Source organism: Micromonospora sp. B006 (genome assembly GCF_003408515.1).
GTDB lineage: Bacteria > Actinomycetota > Actinomycetes > Mycobacteriales > Micromonosporaceae > Micromonospora > Micromonospora echinospora_A.
The window spans coordinates 5,414,887-5,432,906 of sequence record NZ_CP030865.1; the positions used below are offsets into that span (position 1 = coordinate 5,414,887).

The 18,020-nt window shown below is 70.8% G+C and carries 15 protein-coding genes; 7 read left to right on the forward strand and 8 right to left on the reverse strand.

The window, feature by feature from the left end; translation table 11 throughout:
• Nucleotides 1-2 precede the first annotated feature (2 nt).
• The 3 genes from MicB006_RS24325 to MicB006_RS24335 are packed head-to-tail and all read right to left on the reverse strand — an operon-like array spanning nt 3 to nt 3,813.
• Entirely contained in the window at nt 3-2,393 is a 2,391-nt protein-coding gene (locus tag MicB006_RS24325) for an aerobic carbon-monoxide dehydrogenase large subunit (RefSeq protein ID WP_116509195.1), read from the reverse strand.
• Nucleotides 2,390-2,938 carry a (2Fe-2S)-binding protein gene (locus tag MicB006_RS24330; RefSeq protein WP_116509197.1) on the reverse strand — a complete coding sequence of 183 codons (549 nt, stop codon included), beginning with the start codon at nt 2,936-2,938 and terminating at the stop codon, nt 2,390-2,392. The genes MicB006_RS24325 and MicB006_RS24330 overlap by 4 nt, the downstream gene beginning before the upstream one ends.
• 2 nt (nt 2,939-2,940) lie before the next feature.
• Nucleotides 2,941-3,813, reverse strand: coding sequence for a xanthine dehydrogenase family protein subunit M (locus MicB006_RS24335; protein WP_116509198.1), 873 nt, complete (start codon nt 3,811-3,813; stop codon nt 2,941-2,943).
• Nucleotides 3,814-3,929: 116 nt separating this feature from the next.
• On the opposite strand from MicB006_RS24335, the gene MicB006_RS24340 reads away from it, so the two are divergent.
• Entirely contained in the window at nt 3,930-5,003 is a 1,074-nt protein-coding gene (locus tag MicB006_RS24340; RefSeq protein ID WP_116509200.1) for an XdhC family protein, read from the forward strand.
• Nucleotides 5,004-5,023: 20 nt separating this feature from the next.
• On the opposite strand, the gene MicB006_RS24345 is transcribed toward MicB006_RS24340, so the two are convergent.
• Nucleotides 5,024-6,127 carry an FUSC family protein gene (locus MicB006_RS24345; RefSeq protein WP_116509201.1) on the reverse strand — a complete coding sequence of 368 codons (1,104 nt, stop codon included), beginning with the start codon at nt 6,125-6,127 and terminating at the stop codon, nt 5,024-5,026.
• 219 nt (nt 6,128-6,346) lie between these two features.
• Between MicB006_RS24345 and MicB006_RS24350 the strand changes: the two genes are divergently transcribed.
• The 3 genes from MicB006_RS24350 to MicB006_RS24360 all read left to right on the forward strand — a co-directional run bounded on the left by MicB006_RS24350 (nt 6,347) and on the right by MicB006_RS24360 (nt 10,513).
• Nucleotides 6,347-7,156: a helix-turn-helix domain-containing protein gene (locus tag MicB006_RS24350; protein WP_116509203.1), complete on the forward strand. Its 810-nt coding sequence runs from the start codon at nt 6,347-6,349 to the stop codon at nt 7,154-7,156.
• A gap of 139 nt (nt 7,157-7,295) precedes the next feature.
• A complete protein-coding gene (locus MicB006_RS24355; protein ID WP_116509204.1) occupies nt 7,296-8,045 on the forward strand; it encodes an ABC transporter ATP-binding protein in 750 nt (249 codons plus the stop codon).
• Complete coding sequence (locus MicB006_RS24360) at nt 8,042-10,513, forward strand: ABC transporter permease (protein WP_116509206.1); 2,472 nt, start codon at nt 8,042-8,044, stop codon at nt 10,511-10,513. Before MicB006_RS24355 ends, MicB006_RS24360 begins: the two co-directional genes overlap by 4 nt.
• 7 nt (nt 10,514-10,520) lie before the next feature.
• Here the strand turns inward: MicB006_RS24360 and MicB006_RS32485 are convergent, their stop codons facing one another.
• Both MicB006_RS32485 and MicB006_RS24375 read right to left on the reverse strand, forming a co-directional pair.
• Entirely contained in the window at nt 10,521-11,858 is a 1,338-nt protein-coding gene (locus MicB006_RS32485; protein WP_225980480.1) for an aminoglycoside adenylyltransferase domain-containing protein, read from the reverse strand.
• A gap of 8 nt (nt 11,859-11,866) precedes the next feature.
• Nucleotides 11,867-13,114 (reverse strand): NAD(P)/FAD-dependent oxidoreductase, encoded by a 1,248-nt coding sequence (locus tag MicB006_RS24375; RefSeq protein ID WP_116509207.1) that lies wholly within the window; start codon nt 13,112-13,114, stop codon nt 11,867-11,869.
• A 178-nt stretch (nt 13,115-13,292) separates the two neighbouring features.
• On the opposite strand from MicB006_RS24375, the gene MicB006_RS24380 reads away from it, so the two are divergent.
• Together MicB006_RS24380 and MicB006_RS24385 are read left to right on the forward strand one after the other, a co-directional pair.
• Complete coding sequence (locus MicB006_RS24380) at nt 13,293-13,589, forward strand: PadR family transcriptional regulator (RefSeq protein ID WP_370013366.1); 297 nt, start codon at nt 13,293-13,295, stop codon at nt 13,587-13,589.
• Nucleotides 13,586-14,482 carry a hypothetical protein gene (locus MicB006_RS24385; protein ID WP_116509210.1) on the forward strand — a complete coding sequence of 299 codons (897 nt, stop codon included), beginning with the start codon at nt 13,586-13,588 and terminating at the stop codon, nt 14,480-14,482. Before MicB006_RS24380 ends, MicB006_RS24385 begins: the two co-directional genes overlap by 4 nt.
• Nucleotides 14,483-14,643: 161 nt before the next feature.
• On the opposite strand, the gene MicB006_RS24390 is transcribed toward MicB006_RS24385, so the two are convergent.
• Together MicB006_RS24390 and MicB006_RS24395 are read right to left on the reverse strand one after the other, a co-directional pair.
• Nucleotides 14,644-15,438, reverse strand: coding sequence for a matrixin family metalloprotease (locus MicB006_RS24390; protein WP_161565948.1), 795 nt, complete (start codon nt 15,436-15,438; stop codon nt 14,644-14,646).
• A 417-nt stretch (nt 15,439-15,855) separates the two neighbouring features.
• Nucleotides 15,856-16,944 carry an epoxide hydrolase family protein gene (locus MicB006_RS24395; protein WP_116509213.1) on the reverse strand — a complete coding sequence of 363 codons (1,089 nt, stop codon included), beginning with the start codon at nt 16,942-16,944 and terminating at the stop codon, nt 15,856-15,858.
• A gap of 150 nt (nt 16,945-17,094) precedes the next feature.
• On the opposite strand from MicB006_RS24395, the gene ygiD reads away from it, so the two are divergent.
• Nucleotides 17,095-18,009 (forward strand): 4,5-DOPA dioxygenase extradiol, encoded by a 915-nt coding sequence (gene ygiD / locus MicB006_RS24400; RefSeq protein WP_225980481.1) that lies wholly within the window; start codon nt 17,095-17,097, stop codon nt 18,007-18,009.
• The last annotated feature ends 11 nt before the right edge of the window (nt 18,010-18,020 follow it).

Consider the following 18,020-nt stretch of genomic DNA (forward strand, 5'->3'; position numbering starts at 1 on the left):
CCCTAGATCGGCGGGCGGGCGTTGCCGCGCATCGCGTCCCAGACGCGCGACGGCGTCAACGGCATGTCGGCATGCCGTACGCCGAAGGGTTCGAGGGCGTCGACGATCGCGTTGACGATCGCGGGTGGGGAACCGACGGTGGCCGACTCGCCCACGCCCTTCGCGCCGATCGGATGGTGCGGGGACGGGGTGACGGTGAAGCCGGTCTCCCAGTCGGGCACCTCCAGCGCAGTCGGCAGCAGGTAGTCCATCAGCGACGCGCCGAGGCAGTTGCCGTCCTCGTCGAACGCGATCATCTCCATCAGGGCCATGCCGACTCCGTCGGCCAGCCCGCCGTGCACCTGACCCTCGATGATCATCGGGTTGATCCGGGTGCCGCAGTCGTCGACGGCGATGAACCGCCGCACCTTGACCTGTGCGGTGCCGGGGTCGATGTCCACCACGCAGATGTACGCCCCGTGCGGATACGTCAGGTTCGACGGGTTGTAGCAGATCTGCGCCTCCAACCCGCCCTCGACGCCCTCGGGCAGGTCGCCGGCGCCGTGCGCCCGCATCGCGATGTCCTGGATGGTCACGCTCTTGCCCGGGTCGCCCTTGACCCGGAAGGAACCCTTGTCCCACTCCAGGTCGGCGACCGAGACCTCCAGCATGCCGGAGGCGATGATCCGGGCCTTGTCACGGACCTTGCGGGCGACCAGGGCCGCCGCGGCACCGGAGACGGGAGTGGATCGGCTGCCGTACGTGCCGAGACCGAACGGTGTGTTGTCGGTGTCGCCGTGCACCACGTCGATGTCGTCCGGCGGGATGCCGATCTCCTCGGCGATGATCTGCGCGAACGTCGTCTCGTGCCCCTGCCCCTGGGACTGCACGCTGAGCCGGACCACGGCCTTGCCGGTCGGGTGCACGCGCAACTCGCAGCCGTCGGCCATGCCCAGGCCGAGGATGTCCATGTTCTTGCGCGGGCCGGCGCCGACGGCCTCGGTGAAGAACGCGATGCCGATGCCCATCAACTCGCCCCGGGCCCGCTTCTCCTGCTGCTCGCGCCGCAGGTCGGCGTAGCCGGCCATCTCCATCGCCAGCCGCATGGTCGGCTCGTAGTCGCCGGAGTCGTACACCCAGCCGGTCTTCGTCGTGTACGGGAACTGCTCCGGCCGGATGAAGTTCTTCAGCCGCAGCTCGGCCGGGTCCATGCCCAGCTCGTCGGCGAGGCAGTCGACGATGCGTTCGACCAGGTAGACGGCCTCGGTGATGCGGAACGAACAGGCGTACGCCACGCCGCCGGGCGCCTTGTTGGTGAAGACCGCCGTCATCTTGCAGTACGCGGCCTCGATGTCGTAGCTGCCGGTGAACACCCCGAAGAAGCCGGCCGGGTACTTCACCGGTGCGGCGGTGCCGTTGAAGGCGCCGTGGTCGGCGAGGACGTTGGTGCGGATGGCCAGGATCCGGCCGTCGCGGGTCGCCGCGATCTCACCACGCATGATGTAGTCGCGGGCGAAGCCGGTGCTGATCAGGTTCTCGGAGCGGTCCTCCATCCACTTCACCGGCTTCCCGGTGACGATCGAGGCGACGATCGCGCAGACGTACCCCGGATAGATCGGCACCTTGTTGCCGAAGCCGCCGCCGATGTCCGGCGAGATCACCTGGATCTTGTGCTCGGGGATGCCCGCCACAAGGGCGTAGAGGGTGCGGTGCGCGTGCGGCGCCTGGGTGGTGGACCAGAGGCGTAGCTTGCCGTCGACCGGGTCGAAGTCGGCGACCGCCCCGCAGGTCTCCATCGGTGCCGGGTGCACCCGCGGATAGACCAGGTCCTGGCTGACCACGACGTCCGCCCGGGCGAACACCGCCGCGGTGGCCGCCTCGTCACCGGTCTCCCAGTCGAAGCAGTGGTTGTCGGTCTTGCCCTCGAGATCGTCGCGGATCACCGGGGCGCCCGGCTCCAGCGCGCGGCGGGCGTCGACGACCGGATCGAGGACGTCGTACTCGACGTCGATCAGCTCCAGCGCGTCCCGCGCCGCGTAGCCGTCCTCGGCGACGACGAACGCCACCTCCTGGCCCTGGAAGCGCACCTTGTCGGTGGCGAGCACGGCCTGCACGTCGTTGGAGAGCGTCGGCATCCAGGCCAGGCCCTGCTCGGCCAGCATCGCCCCGGTCACGACCGCCTTGACGCCGGGGGAGGCCTCGGCGGCGCTCGTGTCGATGCTCAGGATCCGCGCGTGGGCCACCGGCGAGCGGAGGACGGCCAGGTGCAGCATGCCGGGCAGCCGGACGTCGTCGACGAACCGGCCCCGGCCGCGGACGAACCGCGGATCCTCCTTCCGCAGCATGCGGCCGTATCCCACCGGCTTCTGGTCGTTGTCGTGGAAGGTGTCCACGCGCTCGTGCACAGTCGTCATACGACGCTCCCGGCGGGCTGGCCGGCGTTGTCGATCTCGCCGGCTTCGCGTGATTCGGTGGTCTCGGTGACCGCGGCGGCCGCGTTCGCCTCGTGCACGGCGGCCCAGCGCACCGAGCGCACGATGGTGGCGTAGCCCGTACAGCGGCAGATCTGGCCGGAGATCGCCTCGCGGATCTCCGCCTCGGTCGGGTCCGGGTTGCGGTTCAGCAGCGCGCGGGCCGTCATCATCATGCCGGGCGTGCAGAAGCCGCACTGCAGGCCGTGGCACTGCATGAAACCCTGCTGGACCGGGTCGAGCTCCGCGCCCTTCGCCAGGCCCTCGACGGTACGCACCTCGTGGCCGCCGGCCATCGCGGCGAGCACGGTGCACGACTTCACCGGTTCGCCGTCGAGCCAGACGACGCAGGTGCCGCAGTTGCTGGTGTCGCAGCCCGAGTGCGTGCCGGTCAGGCCCAGCACGTCGCGCAGGAAGTGCACCAGCAGCAGGCGACCCTCGATCTCCCGGGTGACCTCGACGTCGTTGACGGTCATGGTGACCTGCATGCTCAGCTCCTCGCCCGTTCCACGGCCCGGCGCAGGGTCCGTCTGGTCAGCTCGTCGGCCAGGTGCCGCTTGTAGTCCGCGCTGCCCCGCTGGTCGGTGGCCGGATCACAGCTACGGGCGGCGATCGCACCGGCCTGCTCGAAGAGGCTCTCGCTGGGCTCCTGCCCGCGCAGCGCCGCCGAGATCTCCGGGATGCCCGTGGTGTTCGGGCCCACCGCGGCCAACCCGACCCGGGCGTCGGAGATCACGCCGCCGTCGAGCCAGACCGCCGCACCGGCCGACACCACCGCCCAGTCGCCGGCCCGGCGCTCGACCTTCTCGTAGGCGCTGCCGCAGCCGGGCCGCACCGGCAGCCGGATCTCGACCAGGATCTCCCCGTCGCCGACGGCCGTCTCGTACGGCCCGACGTGGAACTCCTCCATGGACACCACCCGTTCGGCGCCGCCCGGCCCGCGGATCACGCAGCTCGCGTCGAGGGCGGTGCAGACCGCGGAGAGGTCCTCCGACGGGTCCGCCTGGCACAGGGAGCCGCCCAGTGTGCCCCGGTTGCGCACCACCGGATCGGCGATCACCCGTTCGGCGTCGGCGAAGATCGGGAAGGCCGCCGTCAGGGTGGCGGACTCCAGCAGCTCCCGATGCCGGGTCAACGCGCCGATGCGCATCTCGCCGGGGCCCGCCTCGATGTAGCCGAGCTCGTCGTGCAGGTCGTTGATGTCGATGAGATAGTCGAAGTTGGCCAGCCGCAGCTTCATCATCGGCAGCAGGCTGTGCCCGCCGGCGATCAGCCGTGACGTGCTGCCCAGCCGTTCCATCAGGCTGATGGCGTGGTCCACACTGGTGGCTCGTTCGTACTCGAACGGGGCCGGCACCTGCATATCGCACCTCCGGAAGTCGTCAATGTGGTGCCGGTGCCTGTGGAAGTCAACGCCGACCTAAGCAAGTCCTTAGGTCGGCGTTGACGGTGCCGCGACCACTCACGGATCGTGCGGCAATGCGAGACATCGTCGACGGCTTGACCGCGTGGCGTGCCGCCGGCGTCCGATTCGCCGTCGCGACGGTCGTCCGGACCTGGAAGTCGGCGCCCAGACCGCCGGGCGCGGCCATGGCCGTCTGTGCCGACGGTGAGGTCGTCGGCAGCATCTCCGGAGGATGCGTGGAGGGCGCGGTCTACGAGCTCTGCCAGGAGGCGATACGGACCGGTCAGGCCTGCACCGAGACCTACGGTGTCGGCGACGACGATGCCTTCGAGGTGGGCCTGACCTGCGGTGGCACCATCGAGGTGCTGGTCCAGCCGGACGTCGTGCTGACCGAGCCCGACGCGGTGCTCGCCGCGATCCGCGCGGGTGCGCCGGTCGCGACGGCGTCCGCCGGAATGGCCCAGATGGTGGTCTGGCCCGACCGGGTGGCCGGCACCCTCGGCGACGCCGACCTGGACCGCGCGGTGGCGCAGCAGGCCGAGGGCATGCTCGCCCTGGGCACCACCGGAACCATCCAACTCGGTACGCGCGGGCAGCAGCGGCACGACGAGGTGTCCGTCTTCGTCCAGTCGTACCTGCCGCCACCCCGGATGATCGTGTTCGGCGCGATCGACTTCGCCGTCGCGGTGGCCCGGATCGGCCGATTCCTCGGCTACCACGTCACGGTCTGCGACGCCCGCCCGGTGTTCGCCACCCGCAAACGCTTCCCCGATGCCGACGACCTCGTCGTCCAGTGGCCGCACACGTACCTGGAGTCGACAGCAGTCGACGAGCGCACGGTGCTCTGCGTCCTCACCCACGACCCGAAGTTCGACGTCCCGCTGCTGGAGGTCGCCCTGCGCACCCCGGCCCGCTACATCGGTGCGATGGGCAGCCGCCGCACCCACGCCGATCGGCTGCGCCGCCTGCGCGAGGCCGGAGTGGACGAGGCGGCCCTCGTCCGGCTCTCCTCGCCGATCGGGCTCGACCTGGGGGCGCGGACGCCGGAGGAGACCGCCGTGGCGATCGCCGCCGAGGTCGTCGCCTTGGCCGCGGGAGGCACCGGCCGGCGGCTGACGGACCTCGACACCCCGATCCATCACCGCTGACCGGGCCGGCGGCGTACTCGTCACCCCCGGGTCAGGCCGAGCGCCTCGTCCACCCGGTCCAGCACCGTCACGTCGTCGTGGCCGACACCGCGCAGCAGGTCGATCGCGGTCGCCCGGATCTGCCCGACGATCATGGTGACCGGAAGTGGCGGATCGGTCCGTAGCAGGCCCGCGGCGATCCGGACCGCCTCAAGCGCCGCCGCGTCGGCCCGCTGCGCGTGCCGGTCGGCGTCGGCACCGGTGAGGTCGTGGGCCATGGCCTCACCAGCCGACCGTACGGCGGAAGTCAGCGCGCCGATCGCGGCGGCCAGCTCCGGCGGCGTGGCGGTGTGCCGGCGGGTCAGGGTCACGCCGGCCCGGGCCAGCACGCGGATGTTGCGGGCGGCGTAGTCGAGTTGCCGCAGCGTGGCCTCCACCTCGACGAGCTTGCCCAGGTGCCGGCGGCGCAGTCCCAGCCGCAGCGTCTCGCCGGTGGCGAGCACCGCGGCCTGCATCTCGGCGACGCAGTCGTCGACCTGTCGCGCCCGGTCCAGCGCGGCGCGGGCGGCGTCCTCGTCGCAGCCGCGCAGCGCCGCGTTGACCTGGTCGAGCAGGTCGGCCAGGTCGGTGTAGCTGCGCCGGGCCTGGGCCACCAGTGGTGCCAGCGGGTCACGGGCGGCCATGAGCTGGCTGGCGGCAAGCGCCACGGCGCCGCCGATGAGCGCGTCGACGAAGCGGAACGGCATCAGCGTCCCGTTCGGGGCGGAGACCACGACCAGGTACATGGCCGAGACGCTGGCCTGCACGACCAGGGCACGGCGGGCCCCGATCACCACGAGCGTCGTGGTGGTCAGCAGCAGCACCAGCAGGACCGTCTCGGTGCCCGGGCCCAGCGCGTACACCAGCAGCTCCGCGACGAGCACGGCGGCTGCCACGGCGAGCAGGATCTCGACGGTCTGCCGTAGCCGTCGCCCGCGGGATTCGCCGAGTACGGCGAGCGCGGCGGTCGGCGCGAAGAACGGGTCCGGGTGACGGATCACCACCGCCGCCACGAACCAGGCGACCACAGCGGCGGCGGTCAGCTCGACCACTGTCATCCCGTCGCCGCGCAACCGCGCGACGGCGTCGCGTACCCAGGTCCGCACCGGTGGTGCCCCTCTCGCCGGGCGGGCCGGACCGGCCGCCGATTGATCTTCCGCGAGGAGGGCCACTACCCCGGCTGTGACCTGCTCAATCGCTCGGATGGTGGGCGGCCGCCGGTGCGTGGGCGCGACGTACGGCGCCGCGCCGCACCTGTTGCCGCGATCCGCGTATTCGAGGGCTCCGAACAGGGAACTGATGAACCCGGGCCGTAGGCTGGGACCGTGCGGACACTGCCGGCGTTCGCGGTGCGGGTGAGGCGACTGGCCGAGCTGCGGGGCATCGACGTCAGCTCCCTGGCCCGCCGCGCGGCCGTCTCGGAGCCGCTGGTCACGGCGGTGCTCGACGGCACCGAACCGGACTCGTCACTGCTGCGCCGGCTCGCCCCCGCACTCGGCCTGCACGTCGGCGACCTGTTCGTCATCGCGGGTCAGCCGGTGCCTCACGACCTCGCTCCGCTGGATCCGACCGCTGCCGACGACATCGCTTCGCTGTCCTGGTCGCTGACGTATCTGCCACGGGCCGTGCCGGAACTGCATCGGCTTGTCCGGTCGATGCCCCAGCAGTCCCGTCCAGAGCCGCCTTCGGCACCGGCGCCGCCGCATCAGCAGTACCCGGGCACTCCCGGCGGCCTGATACTGCGCCTGCTGCACAACCGCAACCTCAACTGGTTCGGCTCCGCAAAATACCTGTTCGGCATCGGCCGCCGCGACATGCTGTCGGCGTCGACCATCGGCATGATCGGACGCGGCACGAAGAGCCTGACGCCGGATCTGCTCGCCGGGTTCGCCGCGTTCCTCGACATCTCGCCCGACGACCTCAGCGCGCTGACCGGCGTCGACCTGGCCGGCGACCGTCCGCCGGTCCATCCGGACGCAGCCGAGGTCGCCCGGCTGCTCTGGAACGCCCGCCGCCTGACCGCCGGCCAACTGCGTCAGGTGGGCGATCGGGCACACGCTATCCGCCACGAACGCGCCGACGAACTCGGACCTGACCGGCGATGCACCTGCCCGGACGTCCCTGAGAGCCGGTAAGCGGGGCGAGCCCTCCGGGGCGGTGGTGGTGCCTGCTGTACCCGAACCGGGCAGCCCACTGGATGGTCGCCGTTCCCCCAGCTCAATAGCGTTTCTGGTGCGCGCAGTTCGTGCGCGGACACGGAGAGAGGCCACCAGAATGGGACAGCCCGTCGAACCGGCGGTACGCGTCGAACAACTCACCCGCGTGTACGGCGCCGGCCGCAACCAGGTGACCGCGCTCGCGGGCGTCGATGTCGGCTTCGACCGGGGTACCTTCACCGCGGTGATGGGGCCCTCAGGCTCCGGTAAGAGCACGCTGTTGCAGATCGCGGCCGGGCTCGACCGCCCCACCACCGGTCGGGTGGTCGTCGGCGGCACCGACCTGTCGGGGCTGTCCGAGACGCGCCTGACCGAGCTGCGTCGTACCCGGATCGGGTTCGTCTTCCAGGCGTTCAACCTGATCGGCGCGCTCACCGTCGAGGAGAACATCGTGCTGCCCCTGCGTCTGGCCGGCGTCCGTCCGGACCGGGCCTGGCTGGCCCACGTGGTCGAGCGGGTCGGCCTCGCCGACCGGCTGCACCACCGGCCGGCGGCGCTGTCCGGCGGCCAGCAGCAGCGGGTGGCGATCGCCCGGGCGCTGGCCACCCGCCCCGAGGTGATCTTCTCGGACGAGCCCACCGGCGCCCTCGACTCGCGGACCGCGGCGGAGGTGCTGACTCTGTTGCGCGCGGTCGTGGACGAGCACGGGCAGACGGTGGTGATGGTGACCCACGATCCGATCGCCGCGTCGTACGCGGATCGGGTGCTCGTGCTCGCCGACGGTGCGATGGTCGCGGACCTCCCGCAGCTCGGCGCCGTCCGGATCGCCGAGCACCTGGCGTCGCTGGACGGGCGGGTCCTCCGATGACCGGCCTCGCCGCCCGCCTGCTGCGGCACCGCACCGGCCCCGCCGCCGCGACCCTGCTGGCCCTGATCGTCGGCGTGCTGATCCTGGTGGCGATGGGCACGCTCGTCGAATCAGGGCTGCGTTTCCGCCCGGAGCCGCGGCTGTGGGCGACCGCCGACGTGGTCGTCGCCAACCGCACGGTCAGCCACACGTTCCGGGAGTTCGACGGCGAGACCACCACGAGCACCGTGACGCTGCCCGAGGGTGGCACTGTGGACGCCGACCTGGTGGACCGGATCCGCCGGGTGCCGGGCGTCACTGCCGTCACCGGCGACGACCGGGTTCTGATCGGCTCACCCGCCGCCGTGGGACACGGCTGGGACACGTACGTCTTCACCGGTCGTCCCCTCGCCGTCGGCGTCGCGCCGCGGACCGACGACGAGGTGGCGGTCGACACCCGGCTCGGGGTGTCGCCCGGCGACCGCATCGAGCTGGTCGTCGGCGGGATCAGCCGGTCGTACCGGGTGAGCGGGACCGCCGAGACCGGTTCGGCGGCGGTGTTCTTCACCGACGCGCAGGCCGCGCGCCTGTCCGCCCACCCGGGCCGGGTGGACGCGATCGGCGTACGGATGGCGCCCGGCGCCGACGTCGGCGCGGTGCGCGAGATCGCGACGGCGGCCGGCGCCACGACGTACGCCGGGAAGGACCGCGGGAAGGCCGAGCAGTCGGAGAACCAGGCCGCCCGGAGCTTGCTGGTCGAGGCCGGGTCGGCCTTCGGCGGCTACGTCGCCCTGCTGATCGTGTTCGTGGTGGCCGGCACCATCGGGCTGTCCGTCCGGCACCGTCGGCGTGACCTGGCGTTGCTGCGGGCGGTGGCCGCCACGCCGGGGCAGGTGCGCCGCATGCTGGTCGCCGAGGCCGCGCTGCTCGCCCTGGCCGGCTCCGCGATCGGCGGCCCGGCCGGCCTGCTGGCGGCCCGCTGGGTGCACGGCGAGCTGGTCGGCCGCGGGTTCGTTCCGGCCGGCTTCCCGATGACGGGCGGTCTGTTCGCGGTGCCGGCCGCCATCGGTACGGCGGTTCTCGTGGCGGTGGTCGCCGCGCTGATCGCCGCCCGCCGGGTCACCGCCATCAAGCCGATCGAGGCGCTCGGCGAGATCGCTGTCGAACCTCGGCGCAGCGGCCCGGTACGGCTCATCGCCGGCGTGCTGACGCTGATGGCGGCCGGCAGCTCCGGGGCGTTCACGCTCGGCGCCGCCGGGTCGGCCGGGGCGCTGGCCGGCGCGGTCGGCATGCTCTACCTGTTCGTCATCGCGGTGGCGCTGCTCGCACCGATGATCAACGCCTACGCGGCACGCCTGCTCACCCCGGTGCTGCCGCGGATCTGGCGGGCCGGCGGCTACCTGGCCGCAGCCAACCTGCGGGCCAACGCGCAGGGCATGGCCACCGTCCTGACCGCCCTCGTGCTGTCCGTCGGGTTCGGCGGCTCGGTCTGGTTCCTGCAGGACAACCTGGAACGGCAGACCGCCACGCAGAGCAGCGCCGGAACGCTCGCCGAGCGGGTGCTCGTCGCTCCGGGCGGGCTGCCCGCCGACGCGGCGCGGGAGATCCGCGAGGTGGCCGGGGTGCAGGCCGCCACCGGGGTACGCCGCACCCAGGTCGTGGTGCGGGCGCTCGGCGGCATCGAGCCGGTCGGCGCGCAGTCGGTCGACCCGGCGGGCGTCACGTCGACGATGGACCTCGCCGTGCGCAAGGGCACCCTGGCCGACCTGCGTGTCGGTACCGTCGCCCTGTCCACGATGCAGGCGTCCTCGTCCGGCTGGGACGTCGGCGACAAGGCGGAACTCTGGCTGGGCGACGGCACCCTGGTCACGTTGAAGGTCATCGCCATCTACGACCGTGGCCTCGGCTTCGGCGACGTCACAGTGGCTGCCGAGACGGTCGCCGGGCACACGGCGGCGAACACCGTCGACGAGGTGCTGGTCCGCGGCGGCCCGGACGCCGACACCGCGTTGGCCACGTGGGCGGCGGCTCGGCCCGGCACCGAGATTCTCGACGCCGCGACCCGTACGCGCCTTCTCGGCACCGATCTGGCGCTCGGCGCGTGGCTGAACCGGCTGCTGATCGGCGTGATGGTCGGGTACGCGGCGCTGGCGGCAGCCACCACGATGGTGATGGCGGCGCTGGCCCGCCGCCGCGAGCTGGCATTGCTGCAACTCGTCGGCGTCACCCGCCGTCAGATTCGCGGGATGGTCCGGGCCGAACAGGCCGGGCTGCTCGGCACCGCGGTGCTGATCGGCGCGACGATAGCGGTGCTGACGCTGAGCGCGATCGTCAACGGACTGACCGGCAGCCCGATCCCGTACGTTCCGCCGCTCGGGTGGGCGGCGGTGCTTAGCGGTACGACACTGCTGGCGTTGGTGAGCACGGTGTGGCCCGTCCGGCGGCTGCTCCGCGCTTCCCCGATCGACAACATCGGCCTGAAGGAGTAGGTGAGTGTCACCGCCTGTCGGGTTCCTCGGCCAGGATGGCGGCGCTGACCTCGTGCACGAACGCCCGGACGTCGTCGAACCTGCCGGGATCGGTGTCCTGGCCGGAGCCGTACCACCAGTCGCGCGCCCAGACGATGAGGTCCGCCCATCGCGGGAGGGCGGCGGCGGTCTGCTCGGCGGCCTGCCGTTTGGACAGTTGCCGGCCGTTGTGCAGGCGCTGGTAGGCCCGGCAGAGAGTGAGCACCGCGTACGACTGGGCCCCGGGCGGTGTCATCTCGAGCACCCAGGCCGGCCAGTCACGGACGTGGTCCCGCAGAGCCGCGCGGACGAGGCCGGGTTCGACGGCGGGCAGCAGCTCGCCGGCCGGCGGTCCCAGCAGCGTACGGCCGTGGTCGTGCACGGCGGCCCAGGTCACCACGCGGTGGGTGGTGGCGGGCAGCAGGTGCAACGACTCCCCGGGACTGATCCGGGCGATCATGTGGTCCCGGCCGGGAACGGCGCGCACCGCGTCCAGTGACACGTATTCCACCTCGAGCCGGCCGGCCCACTGCGGGTGCCGCCGGTCGAGGTCCGCGTGCAGGTCGGCGAGGACGTCGAGGAGCTTCTCGTCCGGGTCACTCGCGAGCACCGCGAGCAGGTCGAGGTCGCTGCGGTTCACGTCGAAGTCGCCCGCCACGAGCGAGCCGTGCAGGTACAGGCCGAGAAGGCTGTCCGCCAGCGTGCGGCGCCACGCCTCGCGGAGGTCGGAGAGAACCGTGTCGGGTGGGGCCACCAGGTGATCCTGCGCGGTGGGCCGCCGTGGGGCCACCGATATAGCCGACCCACGCCGCCGGCCGGCAGCGGTGTACGTGCTACCGGATCCGTCGGTCGCGCCTGGGTCGTCGTCGCGGAGGCGGTCCAGCTCGGCGAGGTACATGGCCTGCATGCGGTCGTAGTGCCGGACCAGCAGGCTGACCTCCTCGGCGCTGTAGCCCTCGACGAGCCGCTCCGCCCGCTCGGCGAAACGTTCGTACGGTCGCTCCAGGTCGGCGACCCGCTCGGGCCGCAGGGTGACGATGACCCGCCGCCGGTCTGCCGGGTCGCGCTCGGCCGTCACGTAGCCAGCCTGCTGGAGCCGCCGGAGCATGCTGGTGACCGCCCCGGTGGTGAGGTTGGTGCGCTCGGCGATCTGCCCCGCGGACGCGGAGCCGCTGTCCGCCAGGTAGTCCAGGCATTCCAGGTCGCTCACGGTGAGGCCCAGCCGATCCGCGATGGCGTACCGGAACACCATGGACAGCCGCGACATCTCCCGTCCGGCGCGCATGAGGTCGGCGATCGCGGACGTACGGGCCGTCTCGTCGGGCATGCCGGCAATCATGCCTCCGGTACGGTGACCCGGTGCAGCCGAGGTAACACGCGGGTCAGCACCCAGTGTGGTGCGGCCGCGCCCCCGGTGAGGCGGCGCATCAGCCCGGCGGCGGTGTCGACGGCGCGGAAGGCGTAGTCCGTCATCTCGTCCTGGTAGGCGGCGATCGCCTCTTCCGCCGAGGTGGCGCCCGCCCGCGCCTCGACCAGCCGGCGGCCGAGCACTGCGGCGTCGCGGAGCGCGGTGTTGCCGCCGTGGGCGCCGAACGGTGGCATGACGTGTACGGCGTCGCCCATCATCGTGGCCCGCGGCACGGCCCACCGCTGCGGGCGTCGGCCGGTGGCGAAGAGGTTGAGCACCGTGGCGTCCAGCTCGGCGGTGTCGACAAGCCGCCGGATGAGCGGGTGGAAGTCCGTGCTCAACTGGTCGGCCAGTTTCCACAGCGCCAGCAGGTTCCCGCGGACGTCGGTCGGCAGTTCCTCCTGCCGGAGCAGCAGGCCCCACATGACGTAGTCGTCGCCGGAGGGCGCGTAGTTGCCCGGGGCGAGGCGTGCGAACGCCTCCTGTGGGCTCTCGCCGAACCGCATCGAGGTGAAGAAGAAGGCGCTGCCCGGCCGGTCGGCGATGGCCAGGACCCCGCTGGTGCGCAGTGCGTCGGGGATGACGCTCTCGCCGTTGCGCAGCAGCGGCGAGCGGCCGTAGATGCCCGCCATCGAGGTGTTCGCCGGGTCCGCGTCCGGCATGAGCTGCGGGCGCAGGGCCGAGCCGACGCCGTCCGCGCCCACCACGACGGTTGCCGCGGCGGCCCCACCGTCGGAGAACCGCAGCCGCAGCCCTGCCGGGCCGCCGCTCTCCACCGCGACGGCGTCCTTGCCGTAGTGGATGCGCCCGTTCAACCCGGACTGCAGGATGGACCGCAGGGTCAGCCGGTCCACCTGGCGGGTCGCCCCCGGCTCGTCCTTGAACGTGATGGTGAAGGCGTCCCGCAGCCGGCTGTTGGTGAAGCGCAGGTGCCCGCCGGGCTCGTCGCCGGTGGCCAGCGCCAGGTGGTACAGCGAGCGGGGCAGGCTCTCGCGAAGCGCCTCCAGCCCGTACCGGTCGAGAATGATCCGGTAGCCCTGCCGCCGGATGAAGGGGCCCGGATCCCGCTCGTAGACGTGCACGTCGATGCCGGCGCGCATCAGGTACTGGGCGAGGCAGAGGCCGGAGAGGCCGGCGCCGGCGATCGCCACTGAGAAGTCCGTCGATGCACTCATGCAGTTATCTTAATCATTAAGATGATTCGGGCAAGGTTCGCTGTGGACAGTCACCTTGGACGGATACTCAAGTAGCCTGTATATTCGGCTCATGGGATCAGCTTCGCGTCCCGCGCTACGGGAACCGTCCTACTTCGTTCTTGCTGCTCTGCTCGGCGGACCGCTCCACGGTTATGCCGTGATCAAGCGGGTCAATGAGCTGTCCGACGGGCGGGTGACCCTCGCCGCCGGATCGCTGTACTCCGTGATCGACCGGCTGCTCGGCGAAGGGCTCGTCACCGCCGACGGTGAGGAGATCGTCAACGGGCGTGCCCGTCGCTACTACCGGCTCACCGACGAGGGCTGTCGCGTACTCACCGAAGAGGCCGGCCGGCTCGCCCAGGCCGCCCGGGTGGTCATGGACCGCCTGCCACGCCGGGTTGCATCGCAGGCAAGTGCCCGCCAACCTTCTACCGCGAGGATCAGACCAGCATGAGTTCCGATGTTCTGGAGAAGCGCTACCGGATGCTGCTGCGGGCCTACCCCGCCGACTACCGCCGCGAACGCGCCGACGAGCTGATCGACACGCTGATCGGCGACGAACCGACCACCCGCCGCTGGCCCAGCTTCTGGCAGGCGGCATCGCTGATCCGGGGCGCCCTACGGGTGCACGGTGGCAGCACCGCGCCCCGGCCCACCGCCGTGCTGTTCTGGCAGGGCATCCACCTGGGCGCCATGGCGGTGCTGGCGCTGGGTGCGCTCATCGGCCTGGACGACATCGTCGAGGCGTTTCAGTTCGGCGGGCTCTCGGACCCCCTGACCGTCCTGCGGAATCAGGGCGTCCACGAGGTCATGGTGATCGCCGCGCTGGTGGCGCTCGTCGCGGGCCGCGCCCGCACCGCTGCCGTTCTGGCGGTGGCTGCGGCGGTGGCGCCGACCGTGATCTCTCAGTACCTGTTCCTCAACGGCCTGCCGCAGTGGTGGGCGCCGATCGTCGCCACGCCTCTGATCATTCTGGGCCTGCGGCGTCCGGCGGATGTGCCGCCGACGCCCCGGGCCAACGCCGTTCTGGTGACCGCCGGAATCCTCGCCCTGCACCTGATCCCGGCGGGAGGCTTCCGCATGGTCGACACGAGCGCGCGGATCGCTGCCGCCGTCATGGTGATCGCCGGCGCGGCCGTCTTCCTGTGGGTGGCGACGGCCGACCAGCGGCTGCTGATCGCAGTCGTCCCCACCCTCCTGCTGGGCACGCTCTACCAACTGGACAACGGCGGGTTGACGGGCGAACTGCTGCGCCGGCCCGACGCCCTGCCGTCCCTGGTCGTCGCGGTCCTCATGGCAGTCGGCGCGGTCGTCTGGACCCGGCAGCGGCAGCGCACCCGCGCCTGACCAACTGGCGGCCAGTAGGGATCTGTAGCCGACCGTGGCACACGGCCACCGCGCGTTCATCAGTGGTCTTCAGACCATCGATGAACGTGCGGTGGCCGTCCTCATGGCTCGCCACACCCAACGTCGAAGTCGAGCGACGCCGGAGTGCTACGGCTTGCCCGTCAGTACAAGGTGCCCATCCCGGTAAGATCACCGCTTCGCTTGACTCGCTTATTCACTCCCGTGCCGAGCGTCGGAAACATCACCGGATAAGAGCTGGCCTCGTAGTGCGCCAAGCCAAAGCCGTGTCCAGCCTCATGCGTGGCAACGGAGATGAGGTCGACACGTCCCGCGGGGACAGTTCCGGAGAGGCCGGTGAACCAGTTCGTAACCCGGTTGTTGAATGCTATGTCGACCTCGACTCTGAGGCCGGCGCTGTCGACCCACGAGTAGGTGGCTCCCAAGATGTGCGAGTCAAATCCGGCCCACCCGACCACATTTCCGTTGTCCCTCGTTCCCCACGTGTAGCGGGTGGTTGACCCTCGATAGTCGGCGAAGGCGAACGTGTAGTACGTGCCGCACGCGGAAGAAGTGTCGGTTATGAACTGGAAGCCGTACTTGATGGCTTGAAGCGCGTCCGAGGCCGGCTGCGACCGACTGTTGTAGGTCCACGGAAACACAGATTGTTGCCATACGCCGCCAGAGAAGTTGTATTGGTTGGAGCTCCCACAGTAGGCAGGCACGGCTGCGAGCTCAGAGGACTGAGTCTTCGCTGCCCCAGCTGGTTCTGGGTGCTTGGCGGCTGGTTCTGCGCGCTTGGCGAGGATGCGCTTGAGAGCGTCCGCTGTGGCAGTGGATCCCAGCGCGGGCGTCTCGTCGATCTGCAACGCCAGCTGACCGTCGGTCGCCCGATAGACGGACGCAGCGCTCGGGCCCGTCGAGCCGGGCGTCCGGAGAACCTGCACCATGGCGATCATGCCTGGCTCCGGAACTGCAACCTCGAGACCCTCGGCGACTCGGACGACTGCGTCCGAAGCCAATTGGCAAGAAATGCCGACCGACTTGATCTCGCTTGGTGACAGGGTCGAGCTGCATGGAATCTCGGCAGCGAACGACGGCGTCGTCGGCATCAAAGCGACCGCAGGCATCAAAGCGGTTAATGCGATTACGGTGCCAACTGACCGACTACGGCCTTCTTTTCGAGTCATGGAACACCCAACCCCCGTTGAGAAACATGGTCTTAAATTTTTGGATGTCTGGATACTCTACGAGGCCAGGTTCCCTTAGTCAAGATTCAGGTCCTTCGCCCGTGCGCGGCCTCGAGCTCCTCGGCGTGGCGAAGGTCGGTCAGACAGCAGCAGGCTCCCGCCCGCCATTTCCGCGCGGCGACTGGATCACCGCAGCGCGCTGAAGAAGGCGCGCAGGTCGGCAGCGAGCACGTCGGGCTCTTCCTGGGCGAAGAAGTGGCCGCCGACCCCGGGCTCGCGCCAGTGGGTGAGGTTGGCGTAGGTGCGTTCGGCGAACGACCGGGGCAGGCCGGCGTCCTCCACGCTGACCGTGATACCGGCGGGCACGTCGACCATTGGCAGATGTGGGGCCAGGCGGTCGTCACGGTAGGGCCGGAAGGACGTGCCGATGCAGTTGGTGACCCAGTACAGCATCACCGTGGTCAGCAGCTCGTCGGAGCCGAACCGGCGGGAGATGTCGCCGCCGCAGTCGCTCCAGCGCTGGTACTTCTCGGTGATCCAAGCGGCCAGTCCGGCCGGCGAGTCGCTCAGCGCTGCCGCAAGGGTGTCGGGCCGTGTTTCCTGGAGGATTCCGTAGCCCCAGTCATCTTGGGCCTTCGCGTCGAGCATGGCGACGAACGCCTCCTCGGCGGGGCTGAGGTCGCCCCTGCGGTCCGCCGGCGGGAACTTGATGTGCTGCGAGAAGACCCCGATGACCCGATCCGCGTGGCGGGCGCCGAGCCACGTCGACACGCCGGACCCGATATCGCCGCCGTAGGCGCCGAAGCGGTCGTAGCCCAAACGGGTCATCAGCTCAGCCCACACGTCCGCGACAGCCGCCTCGGTCGTCGGGCCCTCGGCGAGTGGTCCGGAGAAGACGAAGCCGGGCAGGCTCGGTATGACGAGGTCGAAGTCTGCGAGCCGGGACGCCAGGGGCAGCATCTCCGTGTACGTGCTGGGCCAGCCATGGGTCAGGATCAGCGCCGTGGCGTCAGGCGATGCCGAGCGAACATGAACGAAGTGGATCGGCGTGCCTCGGACCGTGGTGACGAACTGAGGGTACCGATTGAGGGCACGCTCGACCGCACGCCAGTCGAATCCATCGAGCCAGTACCGCACGAGAGCTGCCAGGTACCCAGGGTCGGTGCCGGCGGCCCACGGCTCACCCGGGGCGGCTGGCGCGAGCCTTGTCCGCGAAAGCCGGGCCCGCAGGTCGTCCAGGACGGCTTCGGGCACATCGATGTGGAATGGCGTCACCTGATCATGATTCCATCGCGAGGAGTCACTCGGCAGCCGCCCGAACGGGCAGGCTGCAGATCCGATCTCCGCTCCCCGGAGGAGCGTGATTCAGGCCGGAACCGCTGCGAGGTGGCACTATCGTGACATTCAGGTCCGGCAGGCCGCGCCGTGCGAACCGGTCCTCCAGGGAGGGAAGTTCAGGTGCCTTCAGACGTACATCCGGGCATGGATGTCTTGATGCCCGCGGCGTTCCTGGGCCACGGCAACCCCATGAACGCTCTCGAGGTCAACCGGTACACCTCCGCGTGGAAGGCCTTCGGCGCCGCGGTACCGCGTCCCCGCGCGATCCTGGTGGTCAGCGCCCACTGGTACATCAACGCCACGGCCGTCACCGCGATGCCCCGGCCGAGGACCATTCACGACTTCTACGGGTTTCCGCAGGAGCTGTTCGAGGTGCAGTACCCGGCGCCGGGGCTGCCCGAACTGGCTGAGGAGGTCAGTGACGTCGTCCATCCGACCTGGGTCGGGGCGGACGTCGACAGTTGGGGCATCGACCACGGCACCTGGTCGGTGCTCTTGCACGCCTTTCCGGACGCGACGATTCCCGTCGTCCAGCTCAGCATCAACGCCGACAAGCCGATGGACTACCACCTTCAACTCGGCGCCCGGCTCGCTCCACTGCGCCGGCGCGGTGTGCTGATCGTGGCGAGCGGCAATGTCGTGCACAACCTGCGCGGCATGGACTGGGCGCTGACCGACGACGGCTTCGACTGGGCGCAACGCTTCGACGAGGACGCCAAGGCCCGGATGTTGACCGACCCGGGCGAGTACGCGACCCTCGACGCTCACGGGGACTTCCGCCGTGCGGTACCGACACCGGATCACTTCATCCCCGCGTTGTATCTCGCCGGTCTGGCCGCCGCCATGGACACCCCCGACACCGAGGTCCTCGTCGACGGCTACGCCTACGGCTCGTTGTCCATGACGGCCTACACCCTGGGCATGTCCTGTCCACCGGCTGACGGACGAGGCGGATCCCCGCAGCCACCGCCCGGCCTGCCGCCGGACGGCTCCAACATCTGAGCAAGCGCCGG

What these genes read in the sequence shown, in the direction of transcription:
- MicB006_RS24325 (WP_116509195.1), bottom strand. Translation starts at nt 2,393, where the DNA reads ATGACGACTGTGCACGAGCGCGTGGACACCTTCCACGACAACGACCAG.
- MicB006_RS24330 (WP_116509197.1), bottom strand. Translation starts at nt 2,938, where the DNA reads ATGCAGGTCACCATGACCGTCAACGACGTCGAGGTCACCCGGGAGATC.
- MicB006_RS24335 (WP_116509198.1), bottom strand. Translation starts at nt 3,813, where the DNA reads ATGCAGGTGCCGGCCCCGTTCGAGTACGAACGAGCCACCAGTGTGGAC.
- MicB006_RS24340 (WP_116509200.1), top strand. Translation starts at nt 3,930, where the DNA reads ATGCGAGACATCGTCGACGGCTTGACCGCGTGGCGTGCCGCCGGCGTC.
- MicB006_RS24355 (WP_116509204.1), top strand. Translation starts at nt 7,296, where the DNA reads ATGGGACAGCCCGTCGAACCGGCGGTACGCGTCGAACAACTCACCCGC.
- MicB006_RS24360 (WP_116509206.1), top strand. Translation starts at nt 8,042, where the DNA reads ATGACCGGCCTCGCCGCCCGCCTGCTGCGGCACCGCACCGGCCCCGCC.
- MicB006_RS32485 (WP_225980480.1), bottom strand. Translation starts at nt 11,858, where the DNA reads ATGCCCGACGAGACGGCCCGTACGTCCGCGATCGCCGACCTCATGCGC.
- MicB006_RS24375 (WP_116509207.1), bottom strand. Translation starts at nt 13,114, where the DNA reads ATGAGTGCATCGACGGACTTCTCAGTGGCGATCGCCGGCGCCGGCCTC.
- MicB006_RS24385 (WP_116509210.1), top strand. Translation starts at nt 13,586, where the DNA reads ATGAGTTCCGATGTTCTGGAGAAGCGCTACCGGATGCTGCTGCGGGCC.
- MicB006_RS24390 (WP_161565948.1), bottom strand. Translation starts at nt 15,438, where the DNA reads ATGATCGCCATGGTGCAGGTTCTCCGGACGCCCGGCTCGACGGGCCCG.